Origin of the sequence: Streptomyces sp. V4I23, assembly GCF_030817975.1 — a bacterium.
Classification (GTDB): Bacteria; Actinomycetota; Actinomycetes; order Streptomycetales; family Streptomycetaceae; genus Streptomyces.
Window position 1 is genome coordinate 7,475,859 of record NZ_JAUSZW010000004.1, and the last position, 17,508, is coordinate 7,493,366.

Here is a 17,508-nt window from a genome sequence, read left to right on the forward strand (position 1 = left end):
CGCAAGAGCAAGGGCGCGTGCATGGGAGCGGTAGAGGCTCTGCAGAAACTGGCACCGGTGGTGCTGGCCTTCGGGTGCGGGGTCCTCCTCGCGAGACGGAAGGTGGTGCCGGCCGAGAGCTCCAAGGTCTTCGCCGACTACGCCTTCCTCTTCGCGGTCCCGTGCTTCCTGTTCGGCAACATCTACCGGAGCGATCTGGGCGCCCTGTTCGACTGGCGGGCGATCACCGGGTACGCGGCCGCGGCGGGCGTCGCGGTCGTGCTGACGGGCGCCCTGGCCCGGATGTCCGGCGTACGCGACCCCCGCGGTGTGGCCCTGCGCATCATGGCGGCCGTCCAGGTGAACACGGCCTACTTCGCCGTGCCGGTGTTCATCATGCTGTTCGGGAACGCGGCGCCGATCTTCCCGGTGCTGCTGTTCCAGGTCTGCGTCCTGTCCCTGGTCATCATCTCGATCATGGAACTGGGCCGTCCGGACCGCACCGGAGGCCCCGGCAGACGACTCGGCGCCGCCGTCGTCGCCTCCCTGGTGACCCCGGTCGTGATCGCCTGCAACGCGGGCATCGTGCTCAACCTGCTGCCGGTGCGGCTGCCCCAGGTGGTCCTCGACAGCTTCGCGTTCGTGGGCGACAGCGCCTCGCCGGTGGCGCTGTTCGCCCTGGGGCTGCACCTCGGCGGGACGGGGATGAGAATCCGCGGCACCACCGTGGAGGAGTTGTGGCTCATCGCCTTCAAGTGCGTGGTCTTTCCGCTGCTGGCCTTCGCCGTGTGCCGCTACGGCTTCGGGGTCCGGGGCGACTGGCTGAACTACCTCGTCCTGATCGCCGCGATGCCCGCCCCGCAGAACCTGTTCATCTTCGCCCAGCGCTACGACGTGAGCGTCGACATGTCCGCCGCCCTCGTCGTCAAGAGCTCGGTCGTCGCGCTCCTTCTGCTCCCGCTGTGGATGCAGTGGGTGGCGCACGCCGGCTGACCCCGGTCCGAGACCGGCCGTTCGTGGTGACCGACCGTGAACCGTTCGTTGTGAACCGTCCGTTGTTGTGAACCGTTCGTGTGACACCTCGTGTGAAACCGCTCGTGAAAGGCAGAACCGTGACCCAGACCGCGCAGCCCACCCGAATCACCGTCCAGCAGGTGGCAGGCCGCATCGGAGCCGAGATCTCCGGCGTCGACCTGCGCCAGGAACTCGACGACGTCACGGTGGCCGAGATCCGCCAGGCCGTCCTCGCGCACCGCGTCGTCTTCTTCCGCGGCCAGGACATCGACCACGCGCAGCACATAGCCTTCGGCCGCCACTTCGGCTCCCTCACCCGCCGTCCGGGCAGGAAGCACGGCGTCCACCCCGAGGGCCACCCGGAGATCCTCACCGTCGACCCGAAGGCCGACACCGAGCGCTACGGCGCCGACTTCGAGGAGCACTACCGCCGCAAGTGGGTCTCCCCGCTCGCCGGGTGGCACAGCGACCTCACCCAGGCCGTCAACCCGCCCGACCTGTCGATCCTGCGCGCCGAGAAGACCCCGGCCTTCGGCGGCGACACCCAGTGGACCAACACGGTCGCCGCGTACGAGGGCCTCTCCGCGCCGCTGCGCGAGTTCGTGGACCAGCTGACCGCCGAGCACGCCTTCTTCACCGCCGTGCACCTGCGCCACTCCGACGAGCGCGACCGCGAGATCCTCAAGATCTACTGCGAGGACCCGCAGGTCGCCGTCCACCCCGTGGTCCGCGTCCACCCCGAGACCGGGGAGAAGGCCCTGTTCGTCAGCCCCGGCTCGACCACCCGCCTCACCGGATTCACCGAGCTCGAGAGCCGCCACCTCCTGGAGCTGCTCTTCCAGCACATGACGAGCGCCGAGTACACCGTCCGCTTCCGCTGGGAGCCGGGCAGCATCGCCTTCTGGGACAACCGCAGCACCTGCCACTTCGCCCCCACCGACTTCGCCCACCTGGACGTCGACCGCGTCATGCACCGCGTGACGGTCCTGGGGGAGCCGGCGAAGGGACCGACCGGCTTCGTCTCCGAGCTCGTCGCGGGGGAGCCGATGCACGCCTGGTAGGGCCCGCCTCGCCAGGCCCCGACCACGAAGGAGGCTCCGGCCGGAGGACCGGCCGGAGCCTTCGGGCTCGTCGGACGACGAGATCCGCCTGCCGCGCCCCTGTCAGGTGGCGAGCAGCCGGTTGAAGAACGAGCGGTATTCGCGCAGCGCCACGCGCAGGCTCTCGGTATCGGCCTGCTCGCCGCGGTTCCACTGCTGCTCGAGGCCCTCCCTGCGTTCCGCGAAGGTCGCGGCCAGCGTCTGCATGACGTCCGCGACCAGCGAGTCCGCCGCGTGCACGGCCTCCCGTGGGTCGTCGACGAAATCGTTCTGGATCGCCTGCCAGCGGGTACGGAAACCCTCCTTGTCGTCGGGTGCCAGCAGTTCCTCGTCCGCCGTGTCGCCCGCCTCCGCCGCGGAGGTCTTCTCCGTGTCGTCCTCGGACCCGGCGGGGGCGCCCGCCTCCGCCGCGGTATCCGTGGCCGCGGTGCCGGAGGCGTCGGCGGCGCGGGTGTCGGCTTCGCCGATGCCGCCGGTCTCCTCGCCGGGGAAGACGGGCGGCGGCCCGGCGTCCTGTCCCTCGCCCGCCGCGCCGCTGGCGCCCCGGGCGATGTCGTCGGTCGTCAGCCCGCTCCCGGCGGGCTGTGTCGTGTCGTTGTCCCGCATGATCTCTCCCGCGCGACTGTGTACGGATCAGGCGCGGGCTGGCCCGGCCTGATGTCCGTCGGAGAGCAGCTCGTCGAACAGGGCCCGGTAGTGCACCATGGCCCCGCGCAGCTGCTCGGTGGTGGCACGCTGTGCCGTGCTCAGCGTGTTGATCTCATGGGCGGCCCGGTAGTGCTCCAGCGTGCGGCCGTGCTCGACGGAGAGGTCTCGCATCTGCTGCTCGTACCCCTCCGTGGGGTAGCCGCGCTCGTGCATCAGTGAGGTCACGAGCCGGTCGGCGTCGTGCACGGCGTCCACCGGCCGGTCCACGAACTCCTGCTGCACGTCGACCCATTCCCGGGCGTAGCGGTCCCTGGCGCTGTCGGGCAGGGGCCGGATCTCGAGCGACGCGTGGCGCTTCTCGCGGGTGCTGAGTTCGTGCTCGGCGGCCCGCCGGCTCCCGGCGTCCTCGACGGTGCGGTCGTACTCGGGGCCGAAGCGCTCACGCAGACGACGGCGTCGCCGCATGGTCATCGCCACGGCCAGGGCGATCAGGGCGACCACAACCACGGCAGGAATGATGATCGCCAGAAGTGTGCCTGTTGACATCGGGCCGGACCCCCTTGTCCGTATCGGGTGCCTCTCTGTTGAGCGCAGGTGCCCACGGGCACCCCGCCGAAACAGGTCCCGGCCCGGTCAGTGGACGGTGTCCGCCTGGTCGGGGATCACGGACCCGTCGGCGTCGACGACGGGCGCCCCGGCACCGGTGTCCGTCGTGTACGCGGTGGTGGAGCAGGGGTAGGGAGAGGCCATCGGCGGCCTGGGGCCGATGAACATCGGGTTGATCAGCCACTTGCCGTCGCTGTTGAAGTAGGAGCGGCACATCAGCTCCGGCTTGTTGCGGTTGATCACGAGGCGGAGCCCCGTCGCGTCGCCGGTGAAGGTGACGTCCGTGTCGGAGTCGCCCGCCCCGAACACCTGCCGCTTCCCGGCCGGCTGCCGGCTGAAGGCGGCGGGACCGGAGACGCCGAGGAGGTCCTGGTTGACGAAGCAGCGCTTGCCGTCGATGTAGGGGATGACCGAGTCGTCATCGGCACCGCCGCAGGAGGTGAGGCGGGAGGTGAGCCTGCCGGCGCGGATCTTGTTGGTCACGCCGGTCACGTGCCGCGCGTCGAGCCCGACGTCCTTCGCCCAGACCTGCACGACCGGGGTGGCCGAGGCGGAGATGATCCGTACGTCGAACCCCGCGCGGACCAGAGTGGTGACGAGGTCGCGCTGCTGGTCGTAGTACCGCACCCAACCGGTGACCAGGCGCGTGCCCACCCGCTGCCGGGCGCCCACGGGGGCGGCCAGGTTCTCCGCACGGGCCCTGCGGGCGAAGGACCTGATCTCGGCCGGGGTGTATCCGGCCATCAGCTGGGCGGCCCAGGCGTAGGAGGGCTCCATGCGCCGGTGGTTGTACCCGCTGAACGCCGCGGCGCCGTCGGAGGTCGTTCCGTCGCTGTACACCGCCAGGATCTCGTCGGCGCAGCGGGTGTCGCTGCCGGTGGGCAGCGGCTTTCCCGGGGACACGGCATCCCCGCACGCGGACCGCAGAGCCGCCGCGGCCTCGTCGGTGAGGTAGCGGCTGGTCGTCGACCAGTCCCCGCCGGCGGGCTGACGCACCTTGTCGTTGCGCAGCAGCCAGAACGTGGTGGCGTCCCCGACGTCGTTCTTGACCACCGTGTTGTCCCAGTCGAACAACGCGAGCGGACGCCGGTCCGTGCCCGCGCAGCTGCCGTAGGCGTCGATGAACTCCTGAAGCGCCCGGCGGTTGTCGCCGTACCAGGAGAGGTCCGCGTCGAGCCGGGGGCAGTCCGGACGCGGGGCCTCGGCCGCGGAGGCTGCGGGGACGCAGGGAACGGCGGCCAGCGCGGCGGCGATGGCCACGGTCCAGCGGGGGATCTTCATGGAGGTCACCTTCGGCGCGAGGGGGCGGGACGTCCGACGTGTGGGCGGCTGCCGACGGGATCGCAGCCACCACGAGGTCAATGGATGTGTAGCAGACCTTTGGAGAAGTATCACTTGCCGTGAACGTCGGTCAACGGGTCCGCCCGATCCGGACCGCCTGTCGCGCGCTCATGGACTGCTTACGCGAGTTGGGAATGTCATGCCTGACGAGATGTTCGTTCCCTGTGTCGTCGCCGGACCTTGACCCCGGTGCGCCCACCTGCCACCCTGGGTGGCGATCCAAAGGTGTTAATTCAGTCCTTTGGGGTGAAGTCACTCGACCGGCACCTCCCGTGCACGACGGGCCCGGCCGCCGGCCCCGGAGCGCCCGTGACCGGGCGACGCGTGTCGTCGGGGCCGCCCACCCGCGGCCGGGGTCTGTGATCACAGCTGGATGATGACCAGGGCGGTGTCGTCGGGGCCGCCGCCGGCCAGGCCGAGGCGGGCCAGCAGGGTGTCGGCCATGTGTTCCGGGGGGAGTTGGCTGATCCGGCTGAGGGTGTCGGTCAGCCGGGCCAGGCCGGCGTAGATGTCTTCCCCACGACGTTCGATCAGGCCGTCGGTGTAGAGGACCAGGCTGTCGCCGGGGGTATAGGTGGCGGTGGCCTGGGGGCGAGGGACGGGCAGAGGGCGCACCCCCAGGGGCGGGTCGGTGGCCCGGTCCAGGAGCTCGCAGGTGCCGTCGGTGTGCACCAGTACCGGGGGAGGATGGCCGGCGTTGCTGTAGACGATCAGGCAGCTCGTGGGGTCGACCAGTGCTTCGACAGCGGTGGTGTTCAGGGCGCCGTCGACCGAGCGGGCGTACAGCCCGAGGACCTCCAGCGCCTGGGCGGGCCGCTCCAGGGCGCGAATGGCGGCGTTCAGTGCGCTGCGAAGCATTCCCATGACGGCGGCGGCTTCCAGGCCGTGGCCGACGACGTCGCCGACCGCGACCGAGAAGCGGCCGTCGGTCAGGTCGGCAAGGTCGTACCAGTCGCCGCACACGTTCAGTGACCCGGCCGCGGGCAGATAGCGGACGGCGACGTTCTCGTGCCGGGCCAGATCCGGTGACTGGAGCATGGCCTCCTGCAGGGTGACGGCCACCTGCCGCTCGCGGGCGTGGGCCTGCCGCAGCTCCTCGTTCAGCCGCTGCAGCTCCCGGGCCCGCGCGTACAGCTCGGCCTCCAGGGCTTCCCGCTCGGTGAGCTTCCCGTCCAGCGGCCGGGCACCGGTGCCGCGGGCCTGGACGAACGCGGTCACGTCCTCCACCCGGTGGATGATCCACACCACCGTGTCGTCCGGTCCGAGGATGGGGGTGTTGATCGGGGACCACCACCGCTCCTCGAACGCTTCCGGCCGGCCCATGATGGGGATGTCGTACTTCTGCAGCGCCATCGTGTCGGGCTCCCCAGTGGCCAGGACCCGGTGCAGCGAGGCACTGAGGTTCCGCACCCCGTCGGCGTCGGGGTCGGAAGGGTTGTCGGGGAAGGCGTCGAAGATGTACTTCCCGACCAGGTCTTCCCTGGTCCGTCTCGTCGCGTCGAGGTACGCCTGGTTGACCTCCACGATCACCAGGTCCCGGCCCAGTACCACATACGGGCTCGGCGTCGCGGCGAACAACGCCGCGTAATCGATCCCGGCGACGGCCACTGCCTGTTCCTCACCCTTCCGTCCGGCGCCCGACGTCCCGCCTTCTCACGCTACGGTCCGCCCCGCCGACCCGCCCGCTCCGACAGCGCCGGTCACTCCATTGCCGACTCGCTCGGCCTCGGCGGTCAGGTCCCCGCGATCGCCGCCTGCAGGACGAGGAGCGCGATGTCGTCCATACGCTGCCGGGTGGGGCCTGCCGGCCCGATCAGGCTGTCGATCAGAAGGTCCAGGTCGTGGTCGTCGGCGTCGGCGAGACGGTGCGCGAGTTCGGCGATGGAGTCGTCGAGGTCGGCCCCCGGTGTCTCGACCAGCCCGTCGGTGTAGAGGGCCAGCAGCAGTCCCGGGACGAGCGGGATCTCGGTGACGGGGTAGCTCGCGCCGGGGTCGATGCCCAGGAGCGGGCCGGGCGCGACGTCGACCGGAGCCGTGCGGCGGTCGGGGAGGCGGAGCAGCGGCGGCGGATGTCCCGCGCTGGCGAGCCGTGCCCGCCGCCGGGCGAAGTCGAGGTGGACGTAGAGACAGCTCGTGAACAGGCCGGGGTCGAGATCGGCGAGCAGCCGGTTGGTACGGGACAGGACGTCGTCGGGCGAGGCACCGACGTTCGCGTGGGCGTGGACTCCGGTGCGCACCTGTCCCATCAGAGCGGCGGCTGCGACGTTGTGGCCCTGGACGTCGCCGATGACGGCCGCGGCGGCGGTGTCGCCGAGCCGGATCACGTCGTAGAAGTCGCCGCCGATGTCCATCCCGCGGGTGGCGGGCAGATAGCGGGCCGCGACGTTCAGGCCGGCGACGTGGGGCAGGGTGTGCGGCAGCAGCGCCTGCTGAAGGCCGTGGGCGAGCTGGTGCTTGGTGTCGTACAGGTGGGCCCGGTCCAGGGCCTGGGCGATGAGTCCGGCGAGCGAGGTCATGACGGCGCGTTCCTCGGCCGAGAACGTGTGGGGCCGCTCGTAGGACAGGACGCAGCAGCCGACGGGGCGACCGGAGGTGATCAGAGGCAGGAAGGCCCATGCCTGCTTGCCGCTGACCAGCGGAGCATCGGGATAGATCCGCTGCATCTCCTGCGGGTTCGCGAAGAACGACGGAATGCCGCTGCTCAGCGCCTGCCCCGCCGGGGTGAAGCTGGTGTCGAGCGGCAGTCCGTCGAGGCGTTCGACCACATGGCTGGGATAGCCGCGGTGCCCGGTGATGCGCAGCCGGCCGGCGTCGGCGGTGGACAGCACCAGTCCCTGGGCTCCGAAGGCGGGCATGATCTGGTCGGCGGCGAGGTCGACGACGTCTTGGACGCCGACGACCTCGGTCAGGGCGGCCGCCAGGTGCATGAGCTGGTAGAGCTGCCCCGCGCGGGCGGGCGGCGCGGCGGGTGGCGAACGCCGGGGCGCGGGGGAGGGCGGGGGTGCCGAGCTGGTGGGGACGATACGGACGCTGATGCCGCTGACGTCCGGGTAGAGGTGGAAGTCCAGCCACCGGTCCGGCGGACGGCAGGCGGTGAAGGACACGGGTTCGCGGCTGATCAGCGCGGCCCGGTAGCGGTCCTCGTACGTGGGGTCGTCGAGCCACGGCAGCGACTGCCACGGCAGCGTCCCCAGCAGGTGGGCCGCGTCGCGCCCCAGGAGCTCGGCGCCCCCGGTACTGAGAAAGGTGATGCGCCCTGCCAGGTCCAGTGCGCAGGAGCCGCCGGGCAGGCGCTCGGCGAAGTCGGCGGCGGCCAGGGCGGGGCCCGCGGTCGGGCGGCCGGTTTCCACGGGCAGGACACGGGGCTGTTCGCCCGGGCCCGGTGCCCGCCCCGACGCGGCGGCTTCCTCCAGCAGCCGGGCCACCCTCCGGCAGGCGGCGGCGATGTTGCCCTGCTCCCGCGGGGTCATGTGGGGCGGCCGGCCGGCCGGCCACATCAGCAACAGCGTCCCCCAGGGCCGTACGCCGGTGACCGGCGCGGCGGCGAGCGCGCAGGGGTAGGGCAGAGCCATCGCCGTACGGGGATAGGACCGGACCATTTCCTCCTGGTTGCCCACCCAGACCAGGCGGTCCTTGCGGAGGGCGTCGGCCACCGGGGCCGGCGACGCCACCGGCACTCTCGCCCACGGTGCGGCGAGCTCGCTCGGCGCCCCGCACAGCACCTCCAGACGCAGCACGTCCTCGTCGGGTGCGCGCAGGTACAGTGCGCCGATGGTGGCACCGGTTCTGCGCACCGTCTCCGCGACCGCCGCACCCACGCGGTCGGGGCCGGTGGCCGGGCCACCCGTGCTGGTCACGCGGCACCTCCGGCGTCACAGGGCGCTGTGGACCGTACCGGCGCGCTCACCCGCCCAGGAGCGTGACGCACCCACCCGCGGTACCGGCCCCGTATCACTGGGGACGTTACGCCGCCCCGGACACGACGGCACGCCGTCCTGCGCCCGCCTCGGCGAAGGCCCCGCCGGGCCGGAGCCGGTGCGACGATACGGTGCACCCGCACGACCATCGTTCGCCCGTTCCGGTCGTACAGGAGGACGCCTTGCACCCGCCCGAAGGCCGCTCCCGGTGTTGCATGCCGTCGAGCGGTCGGGCGGCGCCCTCGCCGGTCGTCGGTGGCGCCCGTCGGCCCACCGGCTCGCCGGCGGGCATGGTCCTGCTGCCCGGCGGTGAATTCCTCATGGGCGCCGACGACGCCGAAGGCTGCCCCGACGACGAGGAAGGGCCGGTCCGGGCGGTGCGGCTCGCTCCGTTCCACATCGACGCGCACGCGGTGAGCAACGAGCGCTTCGCCGCCTTCGCCGACGACACCGGCCACGTCACCGACGCCGAACGCATCGGCTGGTCCTGCGTGTTCGCCGGCTTCCTCCCCGCGGCGCTGAGGCGCCGCTCGCCCCGAACTCCCGGCACGCCCTGGTGGTGCGGCGTCGAGGGGGCGCCCTGGCGCCGGCCGGAGGGGCCGGGCAGCTCCCTGCGCGAACGCGGTGACCACCCCGTCGCGCACGTCTCCTGGAACGACGCCTCGGCGTCCGCCCGCTGGGCGGGAAAGCGGCTGCCCACGGAGGCGGAATGGGAGTACGCCGCGCGGGGCGGTCTGGAGCAGCGGCGTTACCCGTGGGGCGACGAACTGGACCGGACGGCGACTTCCGCTGCAACATCCGGCGGGGACGGTTTCCCGCCAAGAACACCGCGGACGACGGATACCGGGGAACGGCCCCGGTCGACGCCTTCGCCCCCAACGGCTACGGCCTCCACAACATGTCGGGCAATGTCTGGAGTGGTGTGCCGACTGGTGGAGTGCCGAGCATCCCGACCACCGCCCCCTGGTCGACCCTCGCGGGCCCGCAGCCGGAAGCGCCAAGGTCATCCGAGGCGGCTCCCACATGTGCCACGCGTCCTACTGCAACCGGTCCCGGGTCGCCGCCCGCACGGCGTGCAAGGTGGACGGCTCCAGCGGCCACACGGGCTTCCGGTGCCTCCGCGACGTGGACAGGGCCCAGCGGAGGGCCGTGGCACCGCCGCCTTTCGGGCGACGCCACCGTGCTCCTGCGCCGCTCGCACCCTCCGCCCCGTGACACTCGATCATGGCTGCCGGTGCTCCGGGCGCCACATGCGTCAGGGCGTTTGCGTCCTGGCTTCCGACGATGCGACGCTGCGAGGGCTGTGTGGAGCCGGTCACCCTGGGGTTGGAAGAGGAGTATCTGCTGCTCGACCGGGACACGGGCCTGCCCGTGCCGCTGGCGGAGCAGGTGAGGTCGGCCGCCGGACTCGCCCCGCTCGTGGACGCCAAGGAGCTGCAGTCCGAGCTGCTGCAGGTACAGGTCGAGGTCGCGACGAGGATCTGCACCGAGCTGAAAGAGGCCGGGGGACACCTTCTGCGCCTGCGACATGCGCTGGGGGCCGCCGCGGAGGCGAACGGATGCCGGCTGGCCGCCTGCGGCACACCGCCCCTGAGGGGGGCCGAGTCGGCTCGGGTGACCGAGCAGTCGCGGTACCGCGCCATGCAGGTGCAGGCACCGCAGCTCGTCGCCGAGCAACTCGTCAACGGCCTGCACATCCACACTGCCGTGCCCTCCCCGGAGGTCGGCGTCGCCGTCCTGAACCGGTTGCGCGGCTGGTTGCCGGTCCTCGTCGCCATGTCCGCGAACTCGCCGTTGTGGGACGGCCACGACACGGGATTCGCCAGCTGGCGCACCGTGGTCTTCGGCCGCTGGCCGGTCAGCGGGCCCCCGCCCGCCTTCACGGACCTCGCGGACCACCAGGCGCGCGTCGAGACGCTGCTCGACAGCGGGATCATCCGCGACACCGGGCAGTTGTACTGGCAGGCCCGCCTGTCGGACCGCTTCCCGACCGTCGAAGTACGGTGTCCCGACGTGCAGTTGCGCGCCGACGAAGCGGTCATGTTCGCGGGCATCGTGCGAGCCCTCGTCACCACGGCGATCAGCGACGCCGAAGCGGACATGCCCCTGCCCTCCATCGCCCCCGAGGTGCTGCAGGCGGCGAACTGGCAGGCCGCCCGCCACGGCCTCGGCGGCAGCCTGATCACCGCGGCCGGCGAGCGCCGTAGCGCCGGTGACCTCGTCGCACTGCTGATGGAACACATCACGCCCGCGCTGGACGCCGCCGGCGACACCCGGGAGGTCGTCTCCCTCGTCCACCGGCTGCTCCAGCAGGGCACACCGGCCGACCGGCAGCGGCGGGCCCTGGCCGAAGGCGGCCTGAAGGCGGTGACGGACCTGATCGTCTCCGAGACCTTGGCGTTGTGAACGGGGATCCGGGCGTACGGGAAGGGGCTCCGGCCGTTGTGGCCGGAGCCCCGCCGGGCTCACCCGCGGCCCGGGGCGGCGGACCGCTGCTCGGACGTCGGAGCGGCCCGCGTCCGCGCAGCGCGGCGGCTCCCGAGCGACGCCGCTGTCACGCCCTCAGCAGTTCCTGATGTGCCAGACAGGCGTCCAGTAGTAGCTGCGGGAGTAGCTGAACGGTGCGGGCGTGACGTAGTGGACGCCGCCGCTGCTGTTGTAGAAGGTCGCCCGGGTGCCGGGCGTCTGGTCGTTGATCCACGATCCGTAGCCGCCCCACGGCATGGACCGCTTGCCGCAGTAGTACCAGCGCAGTGCGTCGCCCTGGTAGGTCTGGCCGCTGTAGGCGCAGAACCAGCCGCTGTAGACGGAGCCCTCGAGACATGGGTCGGCCGCAATCCGGCTGCCGTCGCCCGAGGCGAAGTCCCTCGGGTGCCGCTCGCCGGGTACGGTGACCAGGAGTTCGCCCCGGCCGTTGAGATCGATCTTGTTGAGCGCGACCTGCTTCCCCCCGGTCCTCTTCACATAGCGGTCCACCTTCGCCTGCAGCGAGGCGGTCTGTGCCGTGGTCAGGTTCGCGGTCGCCGCCTGTGCCGCGAACGGGCGGCCGGTGAGCTCGCTCTGAGCTGTCTTGCTGTCGCTGTGCGGGTCGGCCGCGGCGGCGGCCGGCACCACTGTGCCCAGCAGCGCGGCTGCGGTCGCGGCAACGACCGCGAGCATACGGATGCGCATCGATTCTCCCCCAGTTCCGGATGACCCCGCTGATGACGGCGGGGCCAGGACGACGCCAGAGTACGGGTGCGACACACAGGGCGAACAAGGCGGAAATCGGCCCGTCCGGTTGAAAAACACAGCAGTCACTCACGAAAGCACCGCAGGGCTCAGGAATCACGTCTACCCGCGAGAAACCCCCTGAAGGACAGCGTGTGCGGGGCCCGGGCGCGGCCTGTGACCATGATGGTGAGGCGGAGAAGGGGCAGGTGGGAGAGGGGAGTTGCGCTCGGCGTGCGGGGCGACGCCCCGGTCGCGGCCTCGGACGGGGCGGCGACCCGTCACTTTCACTCAAGGACCCGGACGTTCCCGTTCCCGCGAGCCCACCGCCCGGCCTCCGCAGAGGCCGAGCCTTGCCTCGCGACGAGGGCCTGACCTGCGCAGACCCCGTCGCCCGGTCATCCGTCGTGCGACGCTGCGGCACGGGCGTCCGGGCAACAACGGGCTCAGTGCAGCTTGTTCACGGCTGTGACCGTGGTCTTCTTGAAGTCGGCGACCTGGGCGTGCTCGAAGGTGCCCATCTGGGCCCAGCGTACGAACGTCACCGTCCTGTCGTCCCGGCCGACCGAGAAGAGGGAGATGTCGGACGCACCCCACGTGTGCCGGGTGTGGATGCCGAGGACGTGCGCACCTTCCTCGACGTCGAGCCGGCCGTAGTCCCTCGCCGTCGCGGTGACGTCCGGGTCCTGTTCCATGAGTTCGGCCGCGCATTCGGCCAGGTTCTTCTGCCACAGCGCCGCGAGCTGCTTCGCGCGGGTGGCGCTGCGCTCGACGACGGTCACCTGGAGTGCGTTGGTGTCGAACTCGGTCCAGTACTGCCGGTGCTGGGAGATCGAGGGCAGTGCCGGGCCCACGCACATGGGGAGCGGATCGGGCTGTCCGGCCGTGACCGGACCGGCGTACCAGGCCGAAGTCGGGTGCGGCGGCAGCATCTTGGGCGCGAGGAACCGCGGTGCGGCCGAGGACGACGCCGCGGCCGGCACCGAGGCGGCGACGAGGCCGGCGACGGCGGCGACTGCCGCGACCGCGGCCGCAGTGGTACGGGACGGACGGATACGGGCGTTCATGGTTCCCCCATGGTGTGACAAGCACGGTGAGACGTGCGGGCATGCGAGCACATGCGGTCAGGATCCGGAGCCGGTGGACATGCGGGCGCTGCCGCCACCGCGGCGACCCGGCGCAGCGGCCCCCTCAGCATCTGCGGCGGCACCGCACGATGCAACGGTCACGGCCCCCAACGGTGGGGTGAAACGGTTCCACCCCGGCCGGCCGGGCGGAACGCACGGGGGTGAAATGCCTCGCGCCACACGGCTGAGCCGTCCCGGCGTGCGCGAGAGGTGCGCCATGGTGAGAGGACGGAGCCCCGCCACGTGCGCGTGTTCCCCGGCTTCTGCCCTGCCGCCTCCGGCGGTCCGCCGTCCCGCCGTACCGGCCGCCGCGGAAAACCGGATGCGCCGCCGACAGGGCACCGGTTACGGTCGCCGCATGTCTACGCCCCGCATTTCCTAGCCGAGGACCCGCTTCCGCGCCAGAAGTGTGTCCTTTCGCTGTTCCGGAGCGTACATTCATGATCACCGTTCGTGGTGTCGAGCTGCGTGCGGGCGCCCGCCTGCTCCTCTCCGACATCTCCTTCACCGTCTCTCCCGGCGACCGCATCGGCCTGGTCGGCCGCAACGGCGCCGGCAAGACGACCCTGGTGACCGCCCTCGCCGGGCGCACCGAACCCGCCCACGGCACGGTCACCGTCACCGGCCCGGTCGGCTACCTCGCACAGGACTCCCGCGCCGCCGACCCGGCGGTCACCGTCACCGACCGGATCCTGTCGGCCCGCGGTCTCGACCGGACCCTGCGGCGGCTCCGCGCGGCCGAAGCCGCGATGGCCCGGGCAGGCGGACCCGCCGAGCTGGAGCGGGCGATGCGCACCTATGCCCGCGCCGAGGCCGCTTTCCAGGCCGGCGGCGGGTATGCCGCGGAGGCCGAGGCCGCCCGGGTGGCGGCGGGGCTCGGTCTGCCCGACCGGGTCATGGGCGACCCGGTGGGCACGCTGTCCGGCGGGCAGCGGCGCCGGGTCGAACTGGCGCGGATCCTGTTCTCCGGCCACGACGGCACCCTGCTCCTCGACGAGCCGACCAACCATCTCGATGCCGACTCCGTCGGCTGGCTGCGCTCCTTCCTCCAGGGCCGCAAGGGCGGACTCGTGGTCGTCAGCCACGACACCGCCCTGCTCGCCGACGTCGTCAACCGGGTGTTCCACCTGGACGCGGACCGCGCCACCATCGACGTCCACAACACCGGCTGGAACACGTACCTCGCACAGCGCGCGGCGGACGACCGGCGCCGCACCCGCGAGCGGGCCAACGCCGAACGCAAGGCCGCGGCCCTCCACGCCCAGGCGGACAGGATGAAGGCCCGCGTGGCCACCGCGGTGGTGGCGAAGAACATGGCGCGGCGCGCCGACCGCATGCTGGCCGGGCTCGAACCGGTCCGGCGGGCGGAGAAGGTCGCGAGGATCCGGCTGCCGGAGCCGGAACCGTGCGGCCGGATGCCGCTGGGAGCCGTCGGCCTGACCAAGTCGTACGGCGACCACCGGGTCCTCACCGGTGTGGACCTGGCCGTGGACCGGGGCAGCCGCCTGGTGGTCCTCGGCCTCAACGGCGCCGGCAAGACCACCCTCCTGCGCATCCTGGCCGGCGCGGAGGAACCGGACGCGGGCCGCGTGGTGCACGGGCACGGTCTGCGGCTCGGTTACTTCGCCCAGGAGCACGACACCCTCGCCCGGGACCGCACGGTGCGGGAGAACCTGGCCGGCGCCGCCGCCCATCTGTCCGACGGTGAACTGCGGCGGGTGCTGGGGGCGTTCCTGTTCTCCGGAGACGACGCCGACAAGCCCGCCGCGGTGCTGTCCGGCGGGGAGAAGACACGCCTGGCCCTGGCCGGGCTCGTTCACTCGGGCGCGAACGTACTGCTGCTCGACGAGCCGACCAACAACCTCGACCCGGCCTCCCGCGGCGAGGTCCTGGCCGCGGTCGGCTCCTATCCCGGAGCCATCGTGATGGTCACCCACGACGAGGGCGCCATCGACGCTCTGCGGCCCGACCGCGTACTGCTGCTGCCGGACGCGGACGAGGACCTGTGGAGCGAGGAGTACCGGGACCTGGTCTCCCTGGCCTGACCCGCCGCCCCGCGGCACCGGGTGTGGGGGTCGGGGTTCCGTGGCACATGCACCGACATGGTGCGACGACTGCGTGTGGCGGAAGCAGTGCGGCAGGAGGCCCGGTCGGCGGGGCGCGCGGCGCGCCTCGCCCGGGAGCGGCCGGGGCGTGAGCGCGATCTGGTGCTCCAGTCGCTCAAGGCGGGCCTCGCCGCACTGATCGCCTGGATGATCGCCGGCCGGCTGCTGCAGGCCCCGCTGCCGTTCATCGCCCCCTGGGTGGCGATCGTCCTGGTGCGCTCGACGGTGTACCAGTCCGTCGCCCAGGCCATGCAACAGCTGGGCGCCATCGCGGTGGGCACGGTCCTGGCCACCGCCGGCGGGACGACGCTGGGCAGCCCGACGCTGGCCATGGCCGTCGTGCTGCCCGTCACCCTGCTGCTGGGCAACTGGCCGAGACTGGGCGACCAGGGCATCTACGGCGCCACCGCGGCGCTGTTCGTGCTGACCTCCGGCGACCCGAGCGTCGACGCGGCGATCGCGCGGCTGCTGGAGTCGCTGCTCGGAGCGGCGGTGGGCGTGGGCGTGAACATGCTCGTCCTGCCCCCGGTGCATCTGCGGAGCACCCAGGAGGCCGTCAGGGCGGTGATCGACGAGGCGACGCAGACGCTGACCGCTGTCGCCGACGGGCTGAACGGTTCCTGGAGCCACCGGGAGGCCCGCGACTGGGACGAGCGGGCACGCCGTCTCTTCTCCCTCATCAGGCAGGCGCGGTCCGCCCTCGACCGTGGAAGGGAGAGCACCTGGCTCAACCCGGACCGCCGCAACCGCGCGGAACTGCGGCGCCGGCACGGCTCGTTCACCCATACCGTCCATGTGCTGGAACAGCTCAGCGACTACCTCAGCGACCTGACGCGCACCCTGATGGAGGCGTCGGACGACCGCACCGGCAGGCCGCGGCCGGAAGAAGGGGTGACGGTGCCGTACACGCGGTTCCTGCACGACGTCGCGGCCGCGGTCGAGGTCTACGGGGAACTCGTCACCGGCGACGACAGGTCGGCGCGGCTGCGTCTGCGCCAGGCGGTCGACGAGGTCCACGCGGCACAGCGGCGTCTGCGCGAACTGCTGGCGACGAAAGGCGCCGGCGGTCCCGAGTGGATGGCCCTGTACGGATCGCTCCTGGTGGACGCACGAAGAGTGGCCGATCAACTGCTCGAGGAACCGCCGGAGGACCCCTTGTGAGCGCGGTCGTCCCGCGGACTCAGCGCGGCGGGCGCCGGGCAGAGCGCCGCCAGTGCAGGGCGAGGTGGACGAGAGCGGCCACGAACACCACGATCCCCATGACGAGCAGGTACAGCAGTCCGTCGGCGACGGCGCCGATGATGCCCAGCACGATCGCCGCGATGACGAGTGTCAGGAAGAGCGTCATGACGAAGGCCCCTCTTCCTGGTGCTCAGCGGCGGGCGAGCTGGCGCTCACCGTTGGCGCCCGGCCGGTAGGTGAGGCCGTAGTGCGCGAACACCGCGGGCTCGTCCTCGGCGGGCAGCACGTCGTCCGTGCCGATGGCGGGGCACTTCTTCACCAGCGCCTTGTCGTAGCCGACCTTGACGTATCCCGGTCCCACGACCGCGCCGTCCAGGGGGACGAAGACCAGGCGCTGCCGGGTGGGCAGACCGATCTGTACGGTGGCCATGGCGGGCTCGTCCGTGCTGGTGTCGACGTAGATCGCTTCCAGCGCGCCGATCTTGTGACCGCCCGGGTCGACGACGTTGTGGTTCCGCCACTCACGGATATCGGCGATCTGGATCATCCCGAGTTCCCTTCACGCGAGCGTGGTGCCCGTATCCGGTGCACTTCCCAGCGTGCCCCGCAGGGCCGGTCTCCACCAGCCTGAGCAGCCCCTTCGTGTCCGTCGGAAGTCCGAGCACAGTCCGCCTCCACGCGCATGCGGAACCCGCTATCAATACAGCTAGCGGCGTCCCGCCCGCCGGTGCAGCAGTCTGCGGAGCCGGCGCCGCACGAGCAGGGTGGGCGAGGGGCCGGGCTGCGGGGGCCGTCCGGGGCTGAGCAGGGGGACGAGCGGCATCAGGTGGCGTGTTCCGGCGCTCTCCATCATGCACAGGGGCGTTGCTTCGGGACCTTCCACAGGGGCGATCAGGATGCGGAACGGCCGGGGCGGGTCCCCGGGCAGTTCGGCATCGAGCGCCGTGGTGGCCGGTCCCCTCCGGTAGGCGACCACCTTGCCGTCCACCAGCACCTCGACCTCGGGGCGTGCGCCCCCAAGCTGCACCGTGACGGAGTGGCCGTCCTGATCGAGGTGGAAACGCCGGCCGCCTGCCATGACCTGCCTCCTGTCACTGGCACCCGTGGTCCCAGGGTAGCGAGGACACGGGCCGCGGAGGGACGACGCGTCTTCGGCAGGCGGAGCCGTGCGGCGGCCGCCCGATCCCGGTCCTGATTTCGGTGGTAGAAAGAGTTCATGGGTGCCTTTGGCCGATATGCGGCAGGGATCCGGCCATCGGCCTCCCGGTCGTCGGTGTCC

General features: G+C 71.9%; 15 protein-coding genes and 1 pseudogene. 6 read left to right on the plus strand and 10 right to left on the minus strand.

The features are described from left to right. The first annotated feature begins 21 nt into the window (after positions 1-21). Together QFZ82_RS36310 and QFZ82_RS36315 are read left to right on the plus strand one after the other, a co-directional pair. Positions 22-972 carry an AEC family transporter gene (locus QFZ82_RS36310; RefSeq protein WP_307717176.1) on the plus strand — a complete coding sequence of 317 codons (951 nt, stop codon included), beginning with the start codon at positions 22-24 and terminating at the stop codon, positions 970-972. A gap of 119 nt (positions 973-1,091) precedes the next feature. Further along, a complete protein-coding gene (locus QFZ82_RS36315) occupies positions 1,092-2,054 on the plus strand; it encodes a TauD/TfdA family dioxygenase (protein WP_307717177.1) in 963 nt (320 codons plus the stop codon). Positions 2,055-2,156: 102 nt separating this feature from the next. Here QFZ82_RS36315 and QFZ82_RS36320 read toward each other — a convergent pair whose 3' ends face one another. The 5 genes from QFZ82_RS36320 to QFZ82_RS36340 form a co-directional block, all read right to left on the minus strand. Beyond that, positions 2,157-2,699, minus strand: a complete 543-nt coding sequence (locus tag QFZ82_RS36320) for a hypothetical protein (protein WP_307717178.1) — start codon at positions 2,697-2,699, stop codon at positions 2,157-2,159. A 27-nt stretch (positions 2,700-2,726) separates the two neighbouring features. Continuing rightward, positions 2,727-3,287, minus strand: a complete 561-nt coding sequence (locus QFZ82_RS36325; RefSeq protein ID WP_307717179.1) for a hypothetical protein — start codon at positions 3,285-3,287, stop codon at positions 2,727-2,729. 87 nt (positions 3,288-3,374) lie between these two features. Next, a complete protein-coding gene (locus QFZ82_RS36330) occupies positions 3,375-4,628 on the minus strand; it encodes a haloacid dehalogenase-like hydrolase (RefSeq protein ID WP_307717180.1) in 1,254 nt (417 codons plus the stop codon). Positions 4,629-5,051: 423 nt separating this feature from the next. Next, on the minus strand, positions 5,052-6,296 hold the full coding sequence (locus QFZ82_RS36335; RefSeq protein WP_307717181.1) for a PP2C family protein-serine/threonine phosphatase: 1,245 nt from the start codon (positions 6,294-6,296) through the stop codon (positions 5,052-5,054). 125 nt (positions 6,297-6,421) lie between these two features. Beyond that, complete coding sequence (locus QFZ82_RS36340; RefSeq protein WP_307717182.1) at positions 6,422-8,545, minus strand: SpoIIE family protein phosphatase; 2,124 nt, start codon at positions 8,543-8,545, stop codon at positions 6,422-6,424. Between the two features lie 350 nt (positions 8,546-8,895). Here QFZ82_RS36340 and QFZ82_RS36345 point away from each other — a divergent pair. Both QFZ82_RS36345 and QFZ82_RS36350 read left to right on the plus strand, forming a co-directional pair. Next, positions 8,896-9,715 (plus strand): annotated as a pseudogene (locus tag QFZ82_RS36345) (formylglycine-generating enzyme family protein); the annotation flags it as partial. Positions 9,716-9,889: 174 nt separating this feature from the next. Continuing rightward, positions 9,890-11,011: a glutamate--cysteine ligase gene (locus QFZ82_RS36350; protein ID WP_307717183.1), complete on the plus strand. Its 1,122-nt coding sequence runs from the start codon at positions 9,890-9,892 to the stop codon at positions 11,009-11,011. A gap of 156 nt (positions 11,012-11,167) precedes the next feature. Here QFZ82_RS36350 and QFZ82_RS36355 read toward each other — a convergent pair whose 3' ends face one another. Both QFZ82_RS36355 and QFZ82_RS36360 read right to left on the minus strand, forming a co-directional pair. Then, positions 11,168-11,776, minus strand: coding sequence for a hypothetical protein (locus QFZ82_RS36355; RefSeq protein WP_307717184.1), 609 nt, complete (start codon positions 11,774-11,776; stop codon positions 11,168-11,170). A 485-nt stretch (positions 11,777-12,261) separates the two neighbouring features. Then, positions 12,262-12,882: a hypothetical protein gene (locus QFZ82_RS36360; protein WP_307717185.1), complete on the minus strand. Its 621-nt coding sequence runs from the start codon at positions 12,880-12,882 to the stop codon at positions 12,262-12,264. Positions 12,883-13,382: 500 nt separating this feature from the next. Here QFZ82_RS36360 and QFZ82_RS36365 point away from each other — a divergent pair, with 500 nt between their 5' ends. Both QFZ82_RS36365 and QFZ82_RS36370 read left to right on the plus strand, forming a co-directional pair. Then, the gene (locus tag QFZ82_RS36365; protein ID WP_307717186.1) at positions 13,383-14,987 is read left to right on the plus strand and encodes an ABC-F family ATP-binding cassette domain-containing protein; all 1,605 of its coding nucleotides are present in this window, start codon (positions 13,383-13,385) and stop codon (positions 14,985-14,987) included. Positions 14,988-15,062: 75 nt separating this feature from the next. Beyond that, positions 15,063-16,208 carry an aromatic acid exporter family protein gene (locus QFZ82_RS36370; protein ID WP_307717187.1) on the plus strand — a complete coding sequence of 382 codons (1,146 nt, stop codon included), beginning with the start codon at positions 15,063-15,065 and terminating at the stop codon, positions 16,206-16,208. A gap of 19 nt (positions 16,209-16,227) precedes the next feature. Here the strand turns inward: QFZ82_RS36370 and QFZ82_RS36375 are convergent, their stop codons facing one another. From QFZ82_RS36375 to QFZ82_RS36385, 3 genes are all read right to left on the minus strand, one after another. After that, positions 16,228-16,395, minus strand: a complete 168-nt coding sequence (locus QFZ82_RS36375; protein ID WP_307717188.1) for a hypothetical protein — start codon at positions 16,393-16,395, stop codon at positions 16,228-16,230. A 24-nt stretch (positions 16,396-16,419) separates the two neighbouring features. Further along, a complete protein-coding gene (locus QFZ82_RS36380) occupies positions 16,420-16,776 on the minus strand; it encodes a PRC-barrel domain-containing protein (protein ID WP_307717189.1) in 357 nt (118 codons plus the stop codon). Positions 16,777-16,935: 159 nt separating this feature from the next. Continuing rightward, a complete protein-coding gene (locus QFZ82_RS36385; protein ID WP_307717190.1) occupies positions 16,936-17,307 on the minus strand; it encodes a hypothetical protein in 372 nt (123 codons plus the stop codon). Positions 17,308-17,508 lie beyond the last annotated feature (201 nt).

Excerpts from the sequence above, each read along its gene's own strand:
- QFZ82_RS36385 (WP_307717190.1), bottom strand. The coding sequence starts at position 17,307 with ATGGCAGGCGGCCGGCGTTTCCACCTCGATCAGGACGGCCACTCCGTC.
- QFZ82_RS36355 (WP_307717184.1), bottom strand. The coding sequence starts at position 11,776 with ATGCGCATCCGTATGCTCGCGGTCGTTGCCGCGACCGCAGCCGCGCTG.
- QFZ82_RS36365 (WP_307717186.1), top strand. The coding sequence starts at position 13,383 with ATGATCACCGTTCGTGGTGTCGAGCTGCGTGCGGGCGCCCGCCTGCTC.
- QFZ82_RS36325 (WP_307717179.1), bottom strand. The coding sequence starts at position 3,287 with ATGTCAACAGGCACACTTCTGGCGATCATCATTCCTGCCGTGGTTGTG.
- QFZ82_RS36350 (WP_307717183.1), top strand. The coding sequence starts at position 9,890 with ATGCGACGCTGCGAGGGCTGTGTGGAGCCGGTCACCCTGGGGTTGGAA.
- QFZ82_RS36320 (WP_307717178.1), bottom strand. The coding sequence starts at position 2,699 with ATGCGGGACAACGACACGACACAGCCCGCCGGGAGCGGGCTGACGACC.
- QFZ82_RS36330 (WP_307717180.1), bottom strand. The coding sequence starts at position 4,628 with ATGAAGATCCCCCGCTGGACCGTGGCCATCGCCGCCGCGCTGGCCGCC.
- QFZ82_RS36360 (WP_307717185.1), bottom strand. The coding sequence starts at position 12,882 with ATGAACGCCCGTATCCGTCCGTCCCGTACCACTGCGGCCGCGGTCGCG.
- QFZ82_RS36380 (WP_307717189.1), bottom strand. The coding sequence starts at position 16,776 with ATGATCCAGATCGCCGATATCCGTGAGTGGCGGAACCACAACGTCGTC.
- QFZ82_RS36375 (WP_307717188.1), bottom strand. The coding sequence starts at position 16,395 with ATGACGCTCTTCCTGACACTCGTCATCGCGGCGATCGTGCTGGGCATC.
- QFZ82_RS36310 (WP_307717176.1), top strand. The coding sequence starts at position 22 with ATGGGAGCGGTAGAGGCTCTGCAGAAACTGGCACCGGTGGTGCTGGCC.